Origin of the sequence: Candidatus Nitrosotenuis chungbukensis, assembly GCF_000685395.1 — an archaeon.
GTDB classification, from domain to species: domain Archaea; phylum Thermoproteota; class Nitrososphaeria; order Nitrososphaerales; family Nitrosopumilaceae; genus Nitrosotenuis; species Nitrosotenuis chungbukensis.
Map to the genome: position 1 here is coordinate 46,315 of NZ_AVSQ01000009.1, position 16,404 is coordinate 62,718.

The following is a 16,404-nucleotide window of genomic DNA, read 5'->3' on the forward strand; positions in this document are numbered from 1 at the left end:
CTATAGTGCGATTATTGCTTTCTTTTGCTCTTTTGTCAAAAGACGGAATCCATCTTTGTCGATAACTGCGACATTGATGCCGTCGCCAGTTCCGATATTTCTTACGATTGCTGCCTTTACAGCACGTAACGCTATGACCTTGGCCTGTTCAGTTGTAAGATTGTCCTTGTACTCTTCTTCCAATAGACCGTATGCCACAGGAGACCCGCTGCCGGTGGTTACGTATTTCTTCTCCTCAACTGAGCCGAACATGTCTATATTTAGAAGTGCGGGACCGTTTTTGTCATATCCGCCAATCAAAATGTCTGCAATAAACGGATAGCCTCTGTTCTGATGGAACAAGAGCGAACAGAGTCTTGCAAGGGATTTGATTGGAATGTTCTCGTTCTTTTGGACTCGGTGTATGGCTGCATGATAGCGTAAGACGTCTGTTATGTTTTGTGCATCAGCGACACCGCCTGCTAATGTCAAACCTGCGTGTTTTGCCAGTTGCTGGATTTTCATGGTGTTGTTGTTGGCAATGAAATAGCCTGCGCTTGCACGCATGTCTGCGCAAAGGATTACTCCATCAGTAGCCTTGATACCTACAGTGGTAGTTCCGTGTAAAATCTTCTCTTCTACATTAGTTGACAAATAAAATGCTCCTAGATGTTCTGGAATGGCTTTGACCCTTTTAAATAACTTATTGTTGGAGGGAGGTTGATAAGGAGTGAAACTATCAACAATTTGTGCTCAACTCCGCCTCTCACACAATGGAGCTACCACGGCTAATTGTGATCGGTGACAAAAACCTCGGAAATATAGGGAAATTTCTACATTCCTTAAATGAGCCAAAAAAGGTCTCTGTAATTTCCGGCAGGCACGTTAAAAAAATAATTCAAAACAAATTTCAAAAATCCTTACTCAAGACCGGAATCAAAAGCGTCTGGCATGATGCCAATAACAACGATGAGACGTCAATAGACAAAATTCAGAATGACGTCAAAAAAGACAAAAGCGACCTAATCATTGGAATGGGCGGCGGCAGATCAGTGGACATTGCAAAAATGATCTCATTTAATCTGGAAAAGCCGTTTGTCAGCGTACCTACCGCCGCATCACACGATGGAATCGCAAGTCCTTTTGTCTCCATACGTGGCGACAAACCGCATTCTGTTGTGGCAACCGCACCGCTTGGTGTTTTTGTTGATATTGACGTGATTAAAAGGGCGCCAAAGAAACTCTTGGCAAGTGGATGCGGCGATCTGATTGCAAAAATCACCGCAGTCAGGGACTGGGAAATCGGGAGAGACAAAACAGGAGAATATTTTGGAAGATATTCTGCAAACCTTGCATCCATGAGTGCAAAAATCCTTCTAGAGGCATCAGAAAAGAGAAAAGTCCCAGACATAAGAGAAATAGTTGAGGCGTTGATCAGTGCAGGAGTTGCGTCGTGTATTGCGGGAAGCAGCAGACCGTGCTCTGGAGCAGAGCATCTCTTCTCACACGCGCTAGATAAGCTTGCCCCTGGAATAGGACTTCATGGGGAGAAATGTGGAATTGGTGCAATCATGATGGCAAAACTGCAAGGACAAGATTGGAAAAAAATAACAAAGACTTTGAAAAACGTCGGTGCGCCTACCACCGCAAAGGAAATCGGCCTGACACAAAACCTGCTTACAAAGGCACTTGTTATTGCACAGTCGCTAAGACCTGAAAGGTACACAATTCTAAAGGAAATTCACATGACTGAAAAAACGGCCTTAGATCTTGCAAAAAGCACTAACGTGCTGTGATTAAGCTGCCTTGGTCTCTTTTGCTTCGGAAGATTTTGCCTCTGCCTTTTTGTTGGCATAGCTTTCAATAAAGTTGATCTTCTCTAGGCTTGGCACGAACTTGAATATGTCGATCTGAGCAAAGTGTTTGATCACTCGCAAACCTTCTGCACCAAAAATTTCTTCAGGTATTGTGACATCAAGTGTTTTGCCGTTTAATTTTGAAACTATCTTTGAATCTTCAACTGGCAGGTGTCTCTTTAGAATCGCAGCAATCTTGTCTTCGTCAGTCTCAAGCGATTTGATGTTGTTCACATCATAGGTGATTGTCTTGCCCGCAAATCTGTGGTTAAAGTCAACTTGGACTCGACCAGATCCGATGAATCTGACAATTCCAACCTTTTGGTCTACCTCTATTGTATCTCCTACTGTTACCTTTTCTGCATCCTCGCCAAGCTTTCTAAGCGGGATCATTCTTACCTTTCCTGGATCACGATCGCCAAATCCCTTGTCAGGAGTGACATCTACTGTGAGTTTGTCGCCTGCCTTGGCATTTGCCAGCGCGTCGTCTAATCCTTTGATTACCCACGATTCTCCAACAGAAACAAGTTTTGGCTGGTACTTGGCATTTTCTTCAAAAATGGAGTGCTTTTTTGCCTCTTCTGCTATTGTTGTTTCAAAAACCTCGTTTGAGTCTTTTACTTTTGCAGTATAATCGATTAGAACAAGTGAACCTTTAGTGAAAGTCAACGCGATCCGTCATCGGATTTCCTTATATTAAGTTAAGGCGAGCTAAAGCGGTTTTAGTTTTTCTTCAGCTACTCTAAGTGCATCTGGATTAGTTTTGTAACCCATCATGTCAAGTGTGGATGAAATGGAAGATATGGTTCTCATGACATGGTACTTGTTTACCTCTCCCATGCAACCGACTCTGAACACCTTGCCTTTCAGATTTCCAAATCCTCCTGCCACTAGCACACGGAATTTTTCTGCAAGTGTGTTTCTGAATTTTTTATCTTCTAATCCTTCCAAGTAATTCAGTGCGACGACAACTGTCGAACGGTCAGCTTCTTTTGCAAAAGGAGTAAGTCCAATTGCGCTGAGCCCTGAGTATAATGCTTGAGAGCAAATTCTGTGGCGTCTGATTCGTGCATCCAGTCCTTCTTCTAAAATCATGCTCAATGCCTCTCTGTATGCATACAATAATGGCAGCGCTGGAGTAAACGGAGTGTGTTTTGCCTCTTCGTAGTATTTGAAATACCTTGATAAATTAAAGTACATTGTATTTGGGGGATTTTCCATCATGTATTTTTTTGCTCTCTTGTTTACTACGATTGGTGAAATTCCAGGTGGTGCGGCAAATGCTTTTTGTGCGCCAGTCATGCAAACATCAATTCCCCACTTGTCAACATACAGTTCCTCCCCCCCTACAATTGAGACACCGTCAACAACATAGTAAGAGTCGTTGCGTGCAGTAAGATCTTTTATTCTATCCAGATATTTTATCATGGTTCCTGTGGAAGTTTCATTCCATACGCAATAGAAAGCCTTGACATCCTTGTTATTGTCAAATGCAGCCTTTACATCGTCAAAGGTAGCGTTTTGTCCAGGCGTTGTCTCTAATTTTACTACGTTTGCCCCAGCCCACTCTAGCATCTGGGCAAGCCTGCCGCTGAATTCTCCGTTGACGGGAATTATTACCTTGTCTCCTTTTTTGATTAAGTTTATGACACTTGCCTCAACGGCACCAGTGCCGGAAGCAGATAGACAAACTGCCTCACCGTCTGTCTGAAACACTTTTTTTGTTTTCTCTACCGCGTCTTCATATAATTCAACAAAATCGTCACTTCTATGATTTATCATTGGAGTAATCATTGAACGCATCACTCTTTCTGGTACATTTGTTGGACCGGGTAACATGACTAAATATTCCAAATAATTTCGCCTGAAAGGATGTTTTAGTGGCTTTATTTATAATTAAAGATTGGTTAGTCTATTTTTGGCGTTGATCTTTAACAATACTTTTTGGGTGCCTTTTGGTACCAATTCCGCCCAATCCTGATCTTCCTTGATTCTGACTCGAATGTCTGTACCAGACAAAATTTCTCTTTGCTTTAGCGGAACTGAAATTACCCTGACTCCGCGTTTGCCAAAGAGCGTATGCGTAAATTCATCATTTGAAAACACCACATCGTATCTTGGAACTATCTCATCTACTCGATATGTCCACCTTTCGTGGTCATCTACATCTGGAATGTAGTAGATCCTCACTTTTTTTAATGTAGCATCATCAAGGGACGATTCTATCATTTCTCTTCTTTCGTCTGCAGTAAACGGATTTCTTTTTTCATTGGATTTGTTGGAGCTTCCTATTCCGATTAGTAATTCATCTACGTTTGATAGTGCAAATTTGACTGCATCCAAATGGCCAATATGAAACGGTTGAAACCTTCCTATTAAGAGGCCAATCACATTTTCTATTTTTTCTAATTTACATAAAAACTATCATAAGCAGTTAAGCTAGAGCAAATTCATGGAGATTTTGAAAATTGACGGCTCACACGGGGAAAGTGGAGGACAAATCCTCCGCAGCGCAGTAACATTATCGTCAATAACAGGAAGACCAATACAAATTGAAAACATTCGCAAAAACCGCAAGATACCTGGACTGAGAGCGCAACACCTATCAGCTGTAAAACTGCTTGCAAAACTCTGCAATGCCAAAGTGGAAGGGCTGCACATCGGATCTTCAACTATAGCATTTCATCCAAATCAACTACAGGACATGTCTTTACAGGAAAATGTCGGTACAGCTGGTAGCATCTCTTTGATTTTACAAGTATTGATACCTGCAGTTGCACTTGCAAGGAGGAAATTAGAACTATCTATAATTGGAGGAACAGACGTGCTTTGGAGCCCCACCGGTGATTATACAAAACATGTGCTAGGAGAGGCGTTCTCAAGAATAGGAATTAATTTTTCAATGAAAATAAAAAAGCGCGGATATTATCCAAAGGGGGGCGGAATAGTTGACGTTCTGGTACACCCATCAAAAAAACTAAATCCAATATTTCTTACAAAGCAAAATACAAAGGACGCAAAAGTACTATGCTCTCATTCTGGAATATATGACGTTGAGTCATTTGTGGATGATGTAAATAACACTCTGAAAAAAAATGGGTTTTCAGCGCAATCTCAAATTAATGAACAGCCCGCTCAAAATCAGGGTGCATCACTAGTTGTTTTCAGTCAGGATTCCACATCGATCAATGGCGCAGACGAATTGCTGGATTTTAAAAATAAAGACATCTTTGGCAAAAAATGCCAAAACAGTTTTCTTGAATCTAATCTTGGGGTTGACACCAACTTATCTGACATGCTGGTAGTACCGCTAAGCCTGATAAATGAAACGTCTGTTTTTACAGTAAGAGAAATTTCAGAACACCTGCAAACAAATCTTTACATCACGTCAAAAATTACCGGATGCAAGTACGGTGTAGGTAAAATTGATAACGGCTATGAAATAAGAATTCAAGGAAACTCAGACTCCAGCATCCAATAATGAGGCCATAAATAAAACCGCGACAGAAAGGCCCACAGTTACTTGGCCGACGATTATTATCTTTGTGCGTAGCTTTGTGATTTGAGAATCAGATAGCTGTTTTGACATTATTTTCTGTTCCACCTCCTTTCTAATTATTCTGACATGAACTCCAAACGCCACTAGCAAACCTATAACAAAAATTATTTTGATGACTAAAAGCATGCCATAACTGGTTGAAAATAAAAAATCCGGCCTAATCAGCATCTGGTGCGCATTAAATATTCCAGTTGCAATCATAATTACCAGTGATGGAATTGCGACTCGGTTGAACTTCCTTCCAACCTTTATCATAATTTGCAGCCTGTCCTCTACTGATGAGGACATTGTCTTTAGGACTGGAGCAAAAACCATTGCAATAAACAAAGAGCCCCCAACCCAAATAGCAGAAGCTACCAAATGAATCCACGTGATGATAGCTTGTTCAATTGCCATCACTCATGATGAATCTGTGTACAAATATTATCTATTTGACCTGAACAACATTTTTTAGTTGTAGTATTTTGGTACAAATGATTGTTCATTCAAGGAAAGGGCATAATTTATGTCGCAATAGCGGGGCTTTTAGCTATGCTTGGGGGAATCACTTGGTATGCAAGTCTTGACAACCCACAGCTTGGCATGGCAGAAATTCAACTGACCAATGTCAAAGTTGTAAACACAAATACCGTTGACAACCGAGTTACCCTAGAAGTCAGTTTTCTAATCAAAAATCCGAGCGAAAAAACATTCACAGTATCAAACATAGATTACGAGTTATTTGCAAATGGCAAACCTGTTGGAAAAGGCTCATACTCAACTGAGGACATTGCTCTTCCAGGACGAGCCGCATTCTATCCTGGCTCGCAAATTGAATTGCCAACAAACCTCAACTTGATACTCTCTGACAGCAATACCGATGAATACAATTCAATAATCAATGGTCAGGATCTAAAGTTTAGCGCAAAGGGTAAAATGGTTGTTGAATCGGCTTGGAGCCTAGTAGAAAGGGATTTTGACACCTCACAGTAAACAGAACGCAAAAACTTGTGGTGATTATTTAGTGGGCCGAGAGAGATTCGAACTCTCGATCACCGCCGTGTCGAGGCGGTATCCTAACCAGCTAGACTACCGGCCCAATGAAGTACAGAACCTGGTGCCTACATTATTAATCTTTAAACGGGAAGGAGCAAACTAGATTAAAATGAGCGACAAGTTTTCAAACCAAGAAAAATCCGGCCTATACAAGGCAATTTACACAAGGAGAGATGTTCGCTCCCACTTTAACTCAAAACCAATAGGCGACGAAATCTTGACACGAATCCTAAATGCCGCGCATCGTGCTCCATCTGTGGGATTTTCCCAACCGTGGAACTTTATTCTGATAAGAGACTCTCAAACAAAAGCAAAGGTAAAACAATCATTTGAAGAGGAAAAAAGCAGATCTACAAACCAAGTCGATGATTCAAAAAAAGAAAAATACACCTCGCTAAAACTGGAAGGAATTTTAGAATCAGACGTAAACATTTGCATCACTTATGATCCAACAAGATTTGGGCCATTTGTGATCGGAAGATCAAGCATACCGGAAACCGGAATCTATAGCGTATGCTGTGCAGTGCAGAACCTCTGGCTTGCCGCAAGATCAGAAGAGATAGGGGTGGGCTGGGTCAGCATTCTGTCCAATGATACGCTAAAAAAAGCACTAGATCTGCCTGATCACATTGTCCCCGTGGCGTACCTGTGCTTGGGACATGTGGAGGAATTTGCAGAAAAGCCTGATCTGGAAGCTGCAAAATGGCTGCCCCGATTAGAGCTAAAAGACGTTGTATATTTTGAGAAATGGGGGCAAACTCAAAACACGCCCATTTGGAGCCAAATACACGAGCTAATTAGGACAAACCTTGATTACGCTTTTAAATAATCACTCTGCAGTTTCTGGCTGGGCTTGTAGCGCAGAGTCAATTATGACGCGAAACATGGATAGCGCGGCAGCCTCCTAAGTTGCAGGTCGAGGGATCGAAGCCCTCCAAGCCCGTCCAATTTTTTTCAAAATATTATTTTAATTTAAATACAGAATGGTCAACAAGAGAGCGTGAAAACTGTAGTAATTTCCGGCAGCCCAAGAAAAACCGCAAATACCCAAATCATGATGAAATTTGTTTACGATTATGCCAAATCAAAGAACCAGGACATAAAATTCATTAATTTGTCAGAGGGTGGAATCGACTATTTCAGTGGATCAAATGAAAATTATAGCCAAACAACACTGCAAGCTGCCAAAGATATAATGGATGCAGACGTGTGGATTATAGGCACGCCGATTTATAATTCGTTTTTCAGTGCGGCACTAAAAAATCTCTTTGAGTTTGTCAATTACAAAAGCACGGCGGGAAAAACTGCAGGTCTTGCAATCCTTGCGTCCGGAAACATTGGCTTTATCGATGTTCAAACACTACTGACACAGCTAATGAGCTACTTTAGGGTAGTCACAAACCCAAAGGCCGTCTTCATGACTGTCGATGCAATAAAGGATGGCCAAATTGGAGAAAATGAAAAAACAAAACTAAAAGAACTGGTTGATGAAACTATGCTTCTTGCATCTAGGCAAAAGTAGAGCTTTTGTCAAGATACACCACTTTGAATATCTTGACAGTATAGTCGCCCTCAAAGATTTTAGTAACTACGTCATTTGTTACGTCTCTTACCCTGAACTTGTATTCGTATGAGCCGTCCTTTTTGACATCAGTTTGGGCAAAATGAACTGCCTCGCCATTTTTGTAAATCTGAATTATTACCGGATACTCCTCTACAGGACTTGCTATTTTTCCTTCAACAAAACCCCATGGTAATTTGTTTTCTTTTGGTGCATGAAAAGGCACGATTGTTTTTTCAAGTCCAATTGATGAGTTAATTGGAGTTATTGTTGTCTGAGTATCTACTGTTTCTGCAGATGAAGTAGAGATTGCCGAAAGAATTGCAATCATTGCAAAACTTGCAAATACTGTTTTGTTTAGAAACATTAGGAATAATCATGAAATAGTCAAATATTAACATGACGTATCAATTACACGTGTTAATGAACCAAGACATTCTAAATGACGGATGTGTGTGCAAATGCCACTTTGGTGGTGCAGTAAGTTGTCCTGGATGCAAACGAAATCACAAATCGAGTATATGCAAGCACTGTCAGTAGCTTATTTCTTCGTGCCCTTTTCTTTTGATGCAAGAACTTTGAGATTTGCAAGTTCTGCTTTGAGCGCCTCAATTTGAACTAGGGTTTCTAGACTTGCGATCTGCTGCTTTAATCGATCAATTTCGCCATCTTTGAGCTTTACAGTATCGTGTAATTCGTTTAACTGAGCTGTAAATGTGGTCTTGGCCGTGTTTAATTCGTCATATGTCGCTGTCTTTGCTTGTGCTGTTTGCGATCTGTGTTCTATGCTAGGTGAGCTTTTTTTTTCCTCATGACCATGTTTGTGGGCATAGTCAGCACTTTTTTGTGCAGCCCAACAAATTCCTACCAAAAACCACGTTACAATTGATGATACTAGTAGCAGTTGGTGTAGCGCGGCAGGCATTACAAAGTAAAGCCATGTCAAAATTGAAGCAAAAATAGCAACAACAACCGTGGCTAGATGGTTGCCCAGATAACCCATGTCTATGCGGAGACCATGTCGAATATAACAGTAATGCTTGATTTTGGAATTTGATAATAAAAGAAAAGATAAGCGAAGTTTATTCGTCTTTTTCTTGACTTGCAGCGGATTCCAGTTGTGGGATCTCTGATTGTAAAATTTTAATTTTTGTCAATAGTTCGTTTCTGAGATCTCTTGCAACTCTTCGTACTGTAGGTCGTGGAACGCCAAGCTCATCAACCACTTTGGAGTAAATGTCTTGTTTGTCAGTTAGCCCCTTTTCAAGATAAGAATTGATTGCTTGTTTAATGACGGTGCTTTGATTTGTGCGATTCACAATCTGTAATTTTTTCCGTTCTATATAAGACTATAACTTTTTCAAACAAACATTAGAGCTGTATTTTACTTCAAAAAATTCTTATACCATTTAATATTCCAAACTTGATTTTAATTGTAAAATAAATATTCTATAACTTGGTACCAAATTAAAAAACGCATCAAAACAAAACTTTGTAATAATTACAATCTTGCTTGAATTACTTAGCTAAAAATAGTAAGACTCTTATGATAAAGACGGAGCCTGTCATTGTTTGGCAAAGGTAACAATAGAAACCAGATTTGGAAAAATTGTATTTAAACTATTACCTGAAATTGCTCCGGAAACCGTTAGAAACTTTGCAAAGCTTGCCGGCTCTGGATTTTATGATGGGACGCTATTCCATAGAGTTATTCCTGGCTTTATGATTCAGGGGGGGGATCCGAATACCAAAAAGCCAGACAAAGGTAGGTGGGGACAAGGTGGCCCTGGCTACACGGTCAAAGCCGAATTCAATTCCCGCTCACATTTACGTGGAATAGTGTCGATGGCAAGAGCAACGGATCCAAACAGCGCAGGCTCGCAGTTCTTTATAGTTACCACCGACAGCACGTTTTTAGACAGACAGTATACCGTGTTTGGGGAGGTAATTGAGGGAATGAGTGTGGCAGATGCCATAGTCAATCAGCCACGTGATAGAAACGACTGTCCGCTCCAGGACATACAGATGTCAAAGGTAACGATGTCAGAATAATAAAAATGAAAAAAATCATACTTGGAATCATACTTGGCGTATTATTTTCATCAGTAGGCACTGTATTTGCGCAACAAGCAACAATTGGCAACCCTCCAACACAGATAGTAAAAATCACAATAGACGAGGATGGATCTGCCCATGTTATTCATGTGGTGGAACCGAGCATACAGCCACAACAAGTAACTGTCATTCAGAACAATTTTACTAATTTGCAAATTAAAGAGGAGAACGGCTACATACCTCAGTATGGGGAGGTAAGCGGAAATGTAAAGAGCTTCATGCTGTTCCCAACAGACAAAAGAACTCTCATCGAATATGATCTGAAAAACGTAGTGAAGCTAAAAGATGGAATGTGGAGATGGGACTATGTGTATCTTGCAGAGACCAAGTTCTATCTTCCAGAAGATGCTAATCTAATATTTACAAATGAAACCCCAATCAACCTTGCCGAGAAAAGGGGAGTCAACTGTCACGGTTGCCAAGTAAAACTAGAATATGAGTTGGGCCAGACAGAAATTGTAAAGCAGGTTCAATGGCAAGACAAAAAATTCGACGTCAGAATCATAACACTGGCCGATATCTCGTCATTCAAATTTGATCAACCAAACAAAAAAATCACATTTGATGTAAACGATGAAAACAAGTACGTTACATTGATCATACCACTCGAATTGCTTTGGAATCCTTACCAAGTGCTACTTAATGGAAATACCACACTGGATAATGAATTTTATTCGGACGGCAAAACCATGTGGCTTGGCATAAAGCCTGACAAAGTAGGTACCGTAGAAATAATTGGCGTTTCTGCAGTGCCCGAATTTCCTCTAGTGTCACTTTTGATATTTGGCTCCGCAATGGTTGTTGCCGTAAGATACAAGAACAAATTTAGTCTCCGCTAGAACCACAGGAACAGAACCCATACTCATCGATTCTTACATTGCAGAGGGGGCATTTTTCCCCGTAATCGACCTCCCACGGCTCCTTACCAAACAACTTGAAATGATCGTCAATTTCTTCCGGTACGATTCGCTTTTTTGCCAATAATCCAATATGGTAAAAAAAGGTATAATAGCATTCAATAACAAAAAATCAAATTTGTGAATTTATTAATAGAAATGACCTGATCAATCTATGAGGTGTGACTGTGGATGTCATTGCATAAGGTGCAAGAGCACAAACCTTGAGTCATTCCAAGTGGGAAATGTAGAACCTGATGGGTATTTTGACATGCATCACACCTGTAAAGAATGTAATACGCATTTTGATCATCTGGATGGCACTGTTTTTGCCAAATGTGATATCTGCAAACACGATTAGCTGATAATTTGGGGTTCCTTGAAATAGTAGGTTTTATTTTCCTGCGAGTTTTTCTCAAGTTCCTTATGAAATGCCATTCTTGATAGTGCTTTTGATACATCAAGGGGGCTTGCGATCCAACCGTATTCTCTTAGGTGCTCTACTGTCTCTGAAACTGTTCTCGGTTTTGCAAAGAACAGATCTCTTTCTAACAGTTCAATCTTACTTGGCACCTCATCCTGGTCTATGGGGGTTGGCGGTGAAAATTCTGGTTCATGCACTTCGGCGTCATTTAGTATCTTAAGGTAATCCAAATTTGCTTGATATGCCTGCGTTATTTCTCTTGGCGGCTCTAGCGAAACGACCTCATCGCTGATAATTCTGGCCCTGCCTTCTCCAAGCCTGCTTGTAAGGTCAGAAATCACTTGGCCTATTGTTTCATTATCTATGTAAAAGTCTCTAGATTCAACTTCTACCTCGTTTTCACCGAATTTGAGCCTAATTTTTGCCATTTGTATTAAAAACGACAAATTTTCATTTATTCTACTAGCTCTAAGTAGCTTTAAGATTGGATCAAAAATTTTACACATCTTATCGGAAATTTTTTGTCCCTGTTATAGAAAAACAAATTTTTGATCAATAGGCATGGGTAAAAAAGCACTTGCCGTCATTCTGGTTATAACAGGCATTGCCGTATTTGGATATACTCAATACGCGTCAGCTTCTCAAATTAGCGTTGCAATAACTAGCAGCAAACTAATTGAAAAAACTGACAAGGGCTCATTGTACAATCTGGAGCTGGAATTCAAAAATCCGTCACTATTGATGCTTAATGCAGGAAAAACTGATTTTACGTTATCAACTGAGGACAAAACGCTGGGAGGAGGAACCTTGGATCCGTTCATGCTTCCAGCTATGGGAAAGATTACAACAAATGGTATGTTTTTAAAAGATCAGAGCACCGATTCTAAGAATCCACAGGTAAAGATCTCTGGAACCACAAAATACCAGTTGCTGTTTGCCACACTTGATGTGCCGTTTACATACTATCCGACACAGGACCAAACTAGAGAATTTATACAAGACTCTTAATTTTTCCAATTAATGCTTACTGTTTTTGGATCAACTGCGTTAGACACCATACGAACCCCAAACAAGGTTCTCAAGGATGTCTTGGGCGGTGCGGCGACTTTTGCCGGAATCTCTGCCAGTTTCTTTGTGGACACTGGATTAATCGCCGTGGTTGGAAGCGACTTTCCAAAAAAATACCACAACACACTTGCAAAATATCTTGATCTGCGGGGATTTGTTATTCAAAAAGGAAAAACGTTTCGTTATGACGGCAGCTATGATCAAACCCTCAGTACTAGAACAACGAATAAGACTGAGTTGAATGTTCTTGGTACGTTCAAACCCGAGGTTCCTGAGTCATATAAAAAATCGGAATTTGTATACCTTGCAAACAATGATCCTGATCAAAATTCATCACTGATACGGGAATTTGACAACCTAAAATTCTCAATGTGTGATACTATAGAATTTTGGATTTCAACAAAACGCAATTCTGTCATAAAAATGATAAAGAATGTAGATGCCGTTGTGATTAATGACGAGGAGGCAAAACTCCTCACAAAAGAACACAATTTGATCAAATGCGCAAAAAAGATGATGAGCTGGGGCGCAAAATACATAATCATCAAAAAGGGGGAGCATGGCTCGCTTCTCTTTTTTGATGACGTTATTTTTCCATCCGTCGCATTTTCGCTTGAAGATATTGTAGATCCAACTGGAGCTGGCGACTCGTTTGCAGGCGCAATGATTGGGTATTTGGCAAGCAAAAAAAGCACAAATCTTTCTGACATAAAAAAATCCGTAATCTATGGAAATGTGATGGGATCGTTTGCAGTAGAAAGATTTGGCCTAGATGGACTACTTTGTACGAACAAGAAAAAAATCGAAGCTAGGATACAACAATACCAAAAAATGATCGACTTCTGAAAGGTTATAGACAACAGATCCAAAAAGCAAACCATGGATAAACTAGAATCTCTCTTCTCACTCCAAAAAGGACTTTCGGAAATGATGAACCTTGATAGATACCCAAAAGACACCGAGGGAAAAATATCTGCACTATGTACTGCAATAATTCACGAAGCTACCGAGTTGCAGCGCACAACAAATTGGAAGTGGTGGAAAAAACCGACTCCGTTTGATATAGCAGACGCAAAAGAAGAACTAATTGACATCTGGCATTTTGTAGTACAGGCATCACTTGAGCTAAATTTGACACCTGATGACATACTAGACGAGTACAAAAGAAAAAATGAAATTAACCGAAACAGACAGAAAAACGGATACTAGATTTTAGATAATCCTGTCCAGTCTGGTTTCCCCAATTCTGTCCACAAGTGTTATTTGTTTTTGAAATTTTTCCACGTCTTTTCTTGAAACAGTAAGAAATGGGCTTGGACTGTGCGAGTTTACTATTCTACTGTCATCGTCAATACCGTACTTGTATAATGACACCAATGCATGACCTGTCTTGTGACCCGAGACTTCTTTTCCGCAAACAATCAGAGTTTGAAGATTTGGGTTTTTGATAATGTTACGGATCAACTCGTCAATTCCCTTGTTTTCGGAAAGCAATCTTCCAGATATGGCAATTTTTCCCATCAAATCAGAATTTGATATTTCCTTCAAGAGTTCCATGCTTGACAAAGTACACACGGCAATCGTTGACTCGCTGTTTCCAAGAAAAACCTCCTCATGTATTGGAAATATTATTTTGCAAACTTCTCCTGCGATATTTAATAGCGGATTCAAGTCAGTACGCTGCGGATTGTTCTGGCAGTTAGTCTCAAATTGTCTTCTGTGACCATTGGCTGTACGGGCAGGGAAAGGACACTGCGCGCAGCCCAGTCCGTAACTGGCAGATTTAGCTTTTTACCATAGTATGGTGTCTTGTGGACAGGCGTGGAATAATAAATTGCAGCACCAATCCCATTTGAATTCAAATCCTTCATTATCCTGCCTCTTAATCTTGTGGCAACAGTGTAAAGATACCAGTTTACCTCCTCATACTTTCTTTTTTGTGGAAGGATTAGATCCAAACCTGAAAGCAGATCTGTGAGAATTTTTGCATTTGTCTTCCGCTTGAGCAAAAATTTTGGTAACTTTTTCATCTGTACTTTGGCAATTGCCGCATTGATCTCCGGCAGCCTAAAATTCAGGCCAAGTATCCTCGTATCGTATCCGTGAACCATTCCGTGATTTCTTATCATGAGAAGCTTTTCCCGCAGACTTTTGTTGCTTGTAACTATGACTCCGCCCTCACCCGAAGTCATTACCTTTGCTGCATACAGACTAAAACAACCAAGCTCAGAAAACGTGCCAGTTTGCTTTCCTTTGTAGCTTGATCCCATAGATTGAGCTGCATCCTCAATTATGCGCAAACTGTGCTTTCTCGCAATCTCGGAAATCTCATCCATGTATGCGACATTGCCGTACAGGTGAACTGGGATTATGACCTTTGATTTTTTTGTTATCTTTTTTTCCAAATCTGTTGGATCCATGGTGTAATTGTCGCGTCTAATATCAACAAAGATTGGCTTTGCGCCAACTGATACGACTGCATTTGCAGTTGCAACAAATGTGAAGGAAGGCAAAAGGACCTCGTCGCCACTTTTTATATCAAGTGCGTATAGCGCTGCCTGTAATGCAGCTGTGCCTGAATTTACTGCTATTGCATACTTTGATTTTACAAAGGAAGATGCCAATTTTTCAAACTCTTGAACGTTTTTTCCGCCAAGATTTGCAGCAGAGGTAAGCGCACCTTTTTTCAGAACTGACACAACTTCGGAAATCTCTTCCTTTCCAATAATCGGAATATTTACTGGAATCGTCATGGCTTGCTTTTCCAAATAACTCTAATAAACTTGGTTAATTTTTATAGCTAGTACTCAGAGTTGTGACATTAATGAAAGTAGATTACTTGCGTGAAAACGAAACAGGCTACAAAGTGTTTTTGTACATTTTCTATACTTGTTCATTTTTGATGCTATCAATCACAGCGTACGGGGTTTATGCGATGTTACAAGAATGGAGTGCACATGGAACATACGTGATGGGCGAAGTCTTGGTAAAAACCGAATTCCCATTTCCGCATTTTGCCAAACTCACAACCTGGTTGTTCTTCTCTACAATTATCGGCTGGTACTGCTGTTCGCGAATAGGCTGGAAAAGAACAGTGAGGCTTTACACGTGGAAGATGGCACTACTGCAGCTAATGCTTCTAGGATTTACTGTAATCTGTCTTTATGAAGTCTTGTACAACTTTATGGTGCTAAACGCGCAAGTTACCGCCGGAATCAAGGATGGAAACGTGCCAGACATTGACGCACTCACAATCGCATATCCTGATCCGTCAAGACCCTGGAATCTCATTTTTGCAACAAAGATGTTCCTTGCAGGATTTTTGATCAGTGCCCATGCGTTCTATCTTAGCACAAAACCAAGAAAGTCAATTGACGACATAAACCCGTAAATCCAAACTCGGAAAATGTTTTAAACATATGTGAGAAAAGTCAAGCATATGTCAGTAAAACCAATTCCGGATGGTTATGGTACAGTTACGCCTACCATAACGGTACATGAGGCAGCAAAGGCAATTGAGTTTTATAAAAAAGCATTTGACGCACAAGAAATTTTTCGATTTCCAAGCCCTGATGGAAAAACAATAATGCATGCAGAAATTAAAATTGGAAATTCAATTGTAATGCTAAATGATGAGTTTCCACAAATGAACTGCCGTTCTCCACAATCAATAGGTGGTACAGGCTCATCTATTTTTCTGTACGTCAATGATGCTGATGCAACATTTAACAAAGCGATTTCTGCTGGGGCAAAACCACTCGTGCCGTTAATGGATGCATTCTGGGGAGACAGATTTGGCTCAATTCAGGATCCTTTCGGACATGTTTGGAGCATTGCAACTCACAAAAAGGACATGACTCCTGAGGAAATAAAGACGGCCCAAGAAGCGTTCAAAAACACATGCCAATAAT

The 16,404-nt window shown here is 40.3% G+C and carries 24 protein-coding genes and 2 tRNA genes; 13 read left to right on the forward strand and 13 right to left on the reverse strand.

Annotation, left to right across the window (positions count from 1 at the left end; genetic code table 11):
- Positions 1–633, reverse strand: a complete 633-nt coding sequence (locus tag NKMY2_RS02220; RefSeq protein ID WP_042684040.1) for an Ntn hydrolase family protein — start codon at positions 631–633, stop codon at positions 1–3.
- 119 nt (positions 634–752) lie between these two features.
- On the opposite strand from NKMY2_RS02220, the gene NKMY2_RS02225 reads away from it, so the two are divergent.
- The gene (locus tag NKMY2_RS02225) at positions 753–1,775 is read left to right on the forward strand and encodes a sn-glycerol-1-phosphate dehydrogenase (protein ID WP_052347460.1); all 1,023 of its coding nucleotides are present in this window, start codon (positions 753–755) and stop codon (positions 1,773–1,775) included.
- On the opposite strand, the gene NKMY2_RS02230 is transcribed toward NKMY2_RS02225, so the two are convergent.
- From NKMY2_RS02230 to NKMY2_RS02240, 3 genes are read right to left on the reverse strand one after another with little or no spacing between them, the layout of a single operon-like run.
- The gene (locus tag NKMY2_RS02230; RefSeq protein WP_042684044.1) at positions 1,776–2,504 is read right to left on the reverse strand and encodes a peptidylprolyl isomerase; all 729 of its coding nucleotides are present in this window, start codon (positions 2,502–2,504) and stop codon (positions 1,776–1,778) included.
- Between the two features lie 42 nt (positions 2,505–2,546).
- Positions 2,547–3,674 (reverse strand): pyridoxal-phosphate-dependent aminotransferase family protein, encoded by a 1,128-nt coding sequence (locus NKMY2_RS02235; protein ID WP_177316497.1) that lies wholly within the window; start codon positions 3,672–3,674, stop codon positions 2,547–2,549.
- A gap of 57 nt (positions 3,675–3,731) precedes the next feature.
- Positions 3,732–4,226 carry a nicotinamide-nucleotide adenylyltransferase gene (locus NKMY2_RS02240; protein WP_042684047.1) on the reverse strand — a complete coding sequence of 165 codons (495 nt, stop codon included), beginning with the start codon at positions 4,224–4,226 and terminating at the stop codon, positions 3,732–3,734.
- 61 nt (positions 4,227–4,287) lie between these two features.
- Between NKMY2_RS02240 and rtcA the strand changes: the two genes are divergently transcribed.
- Positions 4,288–5,316 carry an RNA 3'-terminal phosphate cyclase gene (gene rtcA, locus NKMY2_RS02245; RefSeq protein WP_042684048.1) on the forward strand — a complete coding sequence of 343 codons (1,029 nt, stop codon included), beginning with the start codon at positions 4,288–4,290 and terminating at the stop codon, positions 5,314–5,316.
- Here the strand turns inward: rtcA and NKMY2_RS02250 are convergent.
- Complete coding sequence (locus NKMY2_RS02250) at positions 5,296–5,790, reverse strand: CopD family protein (protein WP_238549746.1); 495 nt, start codon at positions 5,788–5,790, stop codon at positions 5,296–5,298. The two genes, rtcA and NKMY2_RS02250, sit on opposite strands and share 21 nt — an antisense overlap.
- 81 nt (positions 5,791–5,871) lie before the next feature.
- On the opposite strand from NKMY2_RS02250, the gene NKMY2_RS02255 reads away from it, so the two are divergent.
- A complete protein-coding gene (locus NKMY2_RS02255) occupies positions 5,872–6,366 on the forward strand; it encodes a hypothetical protein (protein WP_042684051.1) in 495 nt (164 codons plus the stop codon).
- A gap of 32 nt (positions 6,367–6,398) precedes the next feature.
- On the opposite strand, the gene NKMY2_RS02260 is transcribed toward NKMY2_RS02255, so the two are convergent.
- Positions 6,399–6,472 (reverse strand) — tRNA-Val (locus tag NKMY2_RS02260).
- A gap of 66 nt (positions 6,473–6,538) precedes the next feature.
- On the opposite strand from NKMY2_RS02260, the gene bluB reads away from it, so the two are divergent.
- From bluB to NKMY2_RS02270, 3 genes are all read left to right on the forward strand, one after another.
- Positions 6,539–7,258 (forward strand): 5,6-dimethylbenzimidazole synthase, encoded by a 720-nt coding sequence (gene bluB, locus NKMY2_RS02265; protein ID WP_042684052.1) that lies wholly within the window; start codon positions 6,539–6,541, stop codon positions 7,256–7,258.
- Between the two features lie 20 nt (positions 7,259–7,278).
- Positions 7,279–7,372: transfer RNA gene (locus tag NKMY2_RS10690), tRNA-Arg, on the forward strand.
- A gap of 57 nt (positions 7,373–7,429) precedes the next feature.
- Positions 7,430–7,951: an NADPH-dependent FMN reductase gene (locus NKMY2_RS02270; protein ID WP_042684054.1), complete on the forward strand. Its 522-nt coding sequence runs from the start codon at positions 7,430–7,432 to the stop codon at positions 7,949–7,951.
- Here NKMY2_RS02270 and NKMY2_RS02275 read toward each other — a convergent pair.
- From NKMY2_RS02275 to NKMY2_RS02285, 3 genes are all read right to left on the reverse strand, one after another.
- Positions 7,938–8,357, reverse strand: coding sequence for a hypothetical protein (locus NKMY2_RS02275; protein ID WP_042684055.1), 420 nt, complete (start codon positions 8,355–8,357; stop codon positions 7,938–7,940). The two genes, NKMY2_RS02270 and NKMY2_RS02275, sit on opposite strands and share 14 nt — an antisense overlap.
- 174 nt (positions 8,358–8,531) lie before the next feature.
- Positions 8,532–8,993, reverse strand: coding sequence for a hypothetical protein (locus tag NKMY2_RS02280; protein ID WP_042684057.1), 462 nt, complete (start codon positions 8,991–8,993; stop codon positions 8,532–8,534).
- Between the two features lie 79 nt (positions 8,994–9,072).
- On the reverse strand, positions 9,073–9,309 hold the full coding sequence (locus NKMY2_RS02285) for a hypothetical protein (protein ID WP_042684059.1): 237 nt from the start codon (positions 9,307–9,309) through the stop codon (positions 9,073–9,075).
- A gap of 253 nt (positions 9,310–9,562) precedes the next feature.
- Here NKMY2_RS02285 and NKMY2_RS02290 point away from each other — a divergent pair, with 253 nt between their 5' ends.
- Complete coding sequence (locus tag NKMY2_RS02290) at positions 9,563–10,042, forward strand: peptidylprolyl isomerase (RefSeq protein ID WP_042684060.1); 480 nt, start codon at positions 9,563–9,565, stop codon at positions 10,040–10,042.
- Positions 10,043–10,047: 5 nt separating this feature from the next.
- On the forward strand, positions 10,048–10,944 hold the full coding sequence (locus NKMY2_RS02295; RefSeq protein ID WP_052347461.1) for a hypothetical protein: 897 nt from the start codon (positions 10,048–10,050) through the stop codon (positions 10,942–10,944).
- Here the strand turns inward: NKMY2_RS02295 and NKMY2_RS10845 are convergent.
- Both NKMY2_RS10845 and NKMY2_RS02300 read right to left on the reverse strand, forming a co-directional pair.
- Positions 10,931–11,086: a hypothetical protein gene (locus NKMY2_RS10845; protein ID WP_177316498.1), complete on the reverse strand. Its 156-nt coding sequence runs from the start codon at positions 11,084–11,086 to the stop codon at positions 10,931–10,933. The two genes, NKMY2_RS02295 and NKMY2_RS10845, sit on opposite strands and share 14 nt — an antisense overlap.
- 272 nt (positions 11,087–11,358) lie before the next feature.
- On the reverse strand, positions 11,359–11,853 hold the full coding sequence (locus NKMY2_RS02300) for a hypothetical protein (RefSeq protein WP_042684247.1): 495 nt from the start codon (positions 11,851–11,853) through the stop codon (positions 11,359–11,361).
- A 133-nt stretch (positions 11,854–11,986) separates the two neighbouring features.
- Between NKMY2_RS02300 and NKMY2_RS02305 the strand changes: the two genes are divergently transcribed.
- The 3 genes from NKMY2_RS02305 to NKMY2_RS02315 are packed head-to-tail and all read left to right on the forward strand — an operon-like array spanning position 11,987 to position 13,702.
- Positions 11,987–12,433, forward strand: coding sequence for a hypothetical protein (locus NKMY2_RS02305; protein WP_042684061.1), 447 nt, complete (start codon positions 11,987–11,989; stop codon positions 12,431–12,433).
- 12 nt (positions 12,434–12,445) lie between these two features.
- Positions 12,446–13,339: a PfkB family carbohydrate kinase gene (locus tag NKMY2_RS02310; RefSeq protein WP_042684062.1), complete on the forward strand. Its 894-nt coding sequence runs from the start codon at positions 12,446–12,448 to the stop codon at positions 13,337–13,339.
- Positions 13,340–13,372: 33 nt separating this feature from the next.
- Entirely contained in the window at positions 13,373–13,702 is a 330-nt protein-coding gene (locus NKMY2_RS02315) for a dUTPase (RefSeq protein ID WP_042684063.1), read from the forward strand.
- A 3-nt stretch (positions 13,703–13,705) separates the two neighbouring features.
- Here NKMY2_RS02315 and NKMY2_RS02320 read toward each other — a convergent pair whose 3' ends face one another.
- Together NKMY2_RS02320 and NKMY2_RS02325 are read right to left on the reverse strand one after the other, a co-directional pair.
- Complete coding sequence (locus NKMY2_RS02320; RefSeq protein ID WP_042684064.1) at positions 13,706–14,164, reverse strand: tetrahydromethanopterin S-methyltransferase subunit A; 459 nt, start codon at positions 14,162–14,164, stop codon at positions 13,706–13,708.
- The gene (locus NKMY2_RS02325; protein WP_042684249.1) at positions 14,161–15,246 is read right to left on the reverse strand and encodes a DegT/DnrJ/EryC1/StrS family aminotransferase; all 1,086 of its coding nucleotides are present in this window, start codon (positions 15,244–15,246) and stop codon (positions 14,161–14,163) included. Before NKMY2_RS02325 ends, NKMY2_RS02320 begins: the two co-directional genes overlap by 4 nt.
- A 71-nt stretch (positions 15,247–15,317) precedes the next feature.
- Here NKMY2_RS02325 and NKMY2_RS02330 point away from each other — a divergent pair, with 71 nt between their 5' ends.
- Both NKMY2_RS02330 and NKMY2_RS02335 read left to right on the forward strand, forming a co-directional pair.
- A complete protein-coding gene (locus tag NKMY2_RS02330) occupies positions 15,318–15,884 on the forward strand; it encodes a hypothetical protein (protein ID WP_042684065.1) in 567 nt (188 codons plus the stop codon).
- 48 nt (positions 15,885–15,932) lie between these two features.
- Positions 15,933–16,403 carry a VOC family protein gene (locus NKMY2_RS02335; RefSeq protein ID WP_042684067.1) on the forward strand — a complete coding sequence of 157 codons (471 nt, stop codon included), beginning with the start codon at positions 15,933–15,935 and terminating at the stop codon, positions 16,401–16,403.
- Position 16,404 lies beyond the last annotated feature (1 nt).

Coding starts and splice junctions, on each gene's coding strand:
- NKMY2_RS02225 (WP_052347460.1), top strand. CDS start 753: ATGGAGCTACCACGGCTAATTGTGATCGGTGACAAAAACCTCGGAAAT.
- NKMY2_RS02235 (WP_177316497.1), bottom strand. CDS start 3,674: ATGTTACCCGGTCCAACAAATGTACCAGAAAGAGTGATGCGTTCAATG.
- rtcA (WP_042684048.1), top strand. CDS start 4,288: ATGGAGATTTTGAAAATTGACGGCTCACACGGGGAAAGTGGAGGACAA.
- NKMY2_RS02250 (WP_238549746.1), bottom strand. CDS start 5,790: ATGGCAATTGAACAAGCTATCATCACGTGGATTCATTTGGTAGCTTCT.
- bluB (WP_042684052.1), top strand. CDS start 6,539: ATGAGCGACAAGTTTTCAAACCAAGAAAAATCCGGCCTATACAAGGCA.
- NKMY2_RS02275 (WP_042684055.1), bottom strand. CDS start 8,357: ATGTTTCTAAACAAAACAGTATTTGCAAGTTTTGCAATGATTGCAATT.
- NKMY2_RS02280 (WP_042684057.1), bottom strand. CDS start 8,993: ATGGGTTATCTGGGCAACCATCTAGCCACGGTTGTTGTTGCTATTTTT.
- NKMY2_RS02295 (WP_052347461.1), top strand. CDS start 10,048: ATGAAAAAAATCATACTTGGAATCATACTTGGCGTATTATTTTCATCA.
- NKMY2_RS02300 (WP_042684247.1), bottom strand. CDS start 11,853: ATGGCAAAAATTAGGCTCAAATTCGGTGAAAACGAGGTAGAAGTTGAA.
- NKMY2_RS02305 (WP_042684061.1), top strand. CDS start 11,987: ATGGGTAAAAAAGCACTTGCCGTCATTCTGGTTATAACAGGCATTGCC.
- NKMY2_RS02310 (WP_042684062.1), top strand. CDS start 12,446: ATGCTTACTGTTTTTGGATCAACTGCGTTAGACACCATACGAACCCCA.
- NKMY2_RS02315 (WP_042684063.1), top strand. CDS start 13,373: ATGGATAAACTAGAATCTCTCTTCTCACTCCAAAAAGGACTTTCGGAA.
- NKMY2_RS02325 (WP_042684249.1), bottom strand. CDS start 15,246: ATGACGATTCCAGTAAATATTCCGATTATTGGAAAGGAAGAGATTTCC.
- NKMY2_RS02330 (WP_042684065.1), top strand. CDS start 15,318: ATGAAAGTAGATTACTTGCGTGAAAACGAAACAGGCTACAAAGTGTTT.
- NKMY2_RS02335 (WP_042684067.1), top strand. CDS start 15,933: ATGTCAGTAAAACCAATTCCGGATGGTTATGGTACAGTTACGCCTACC.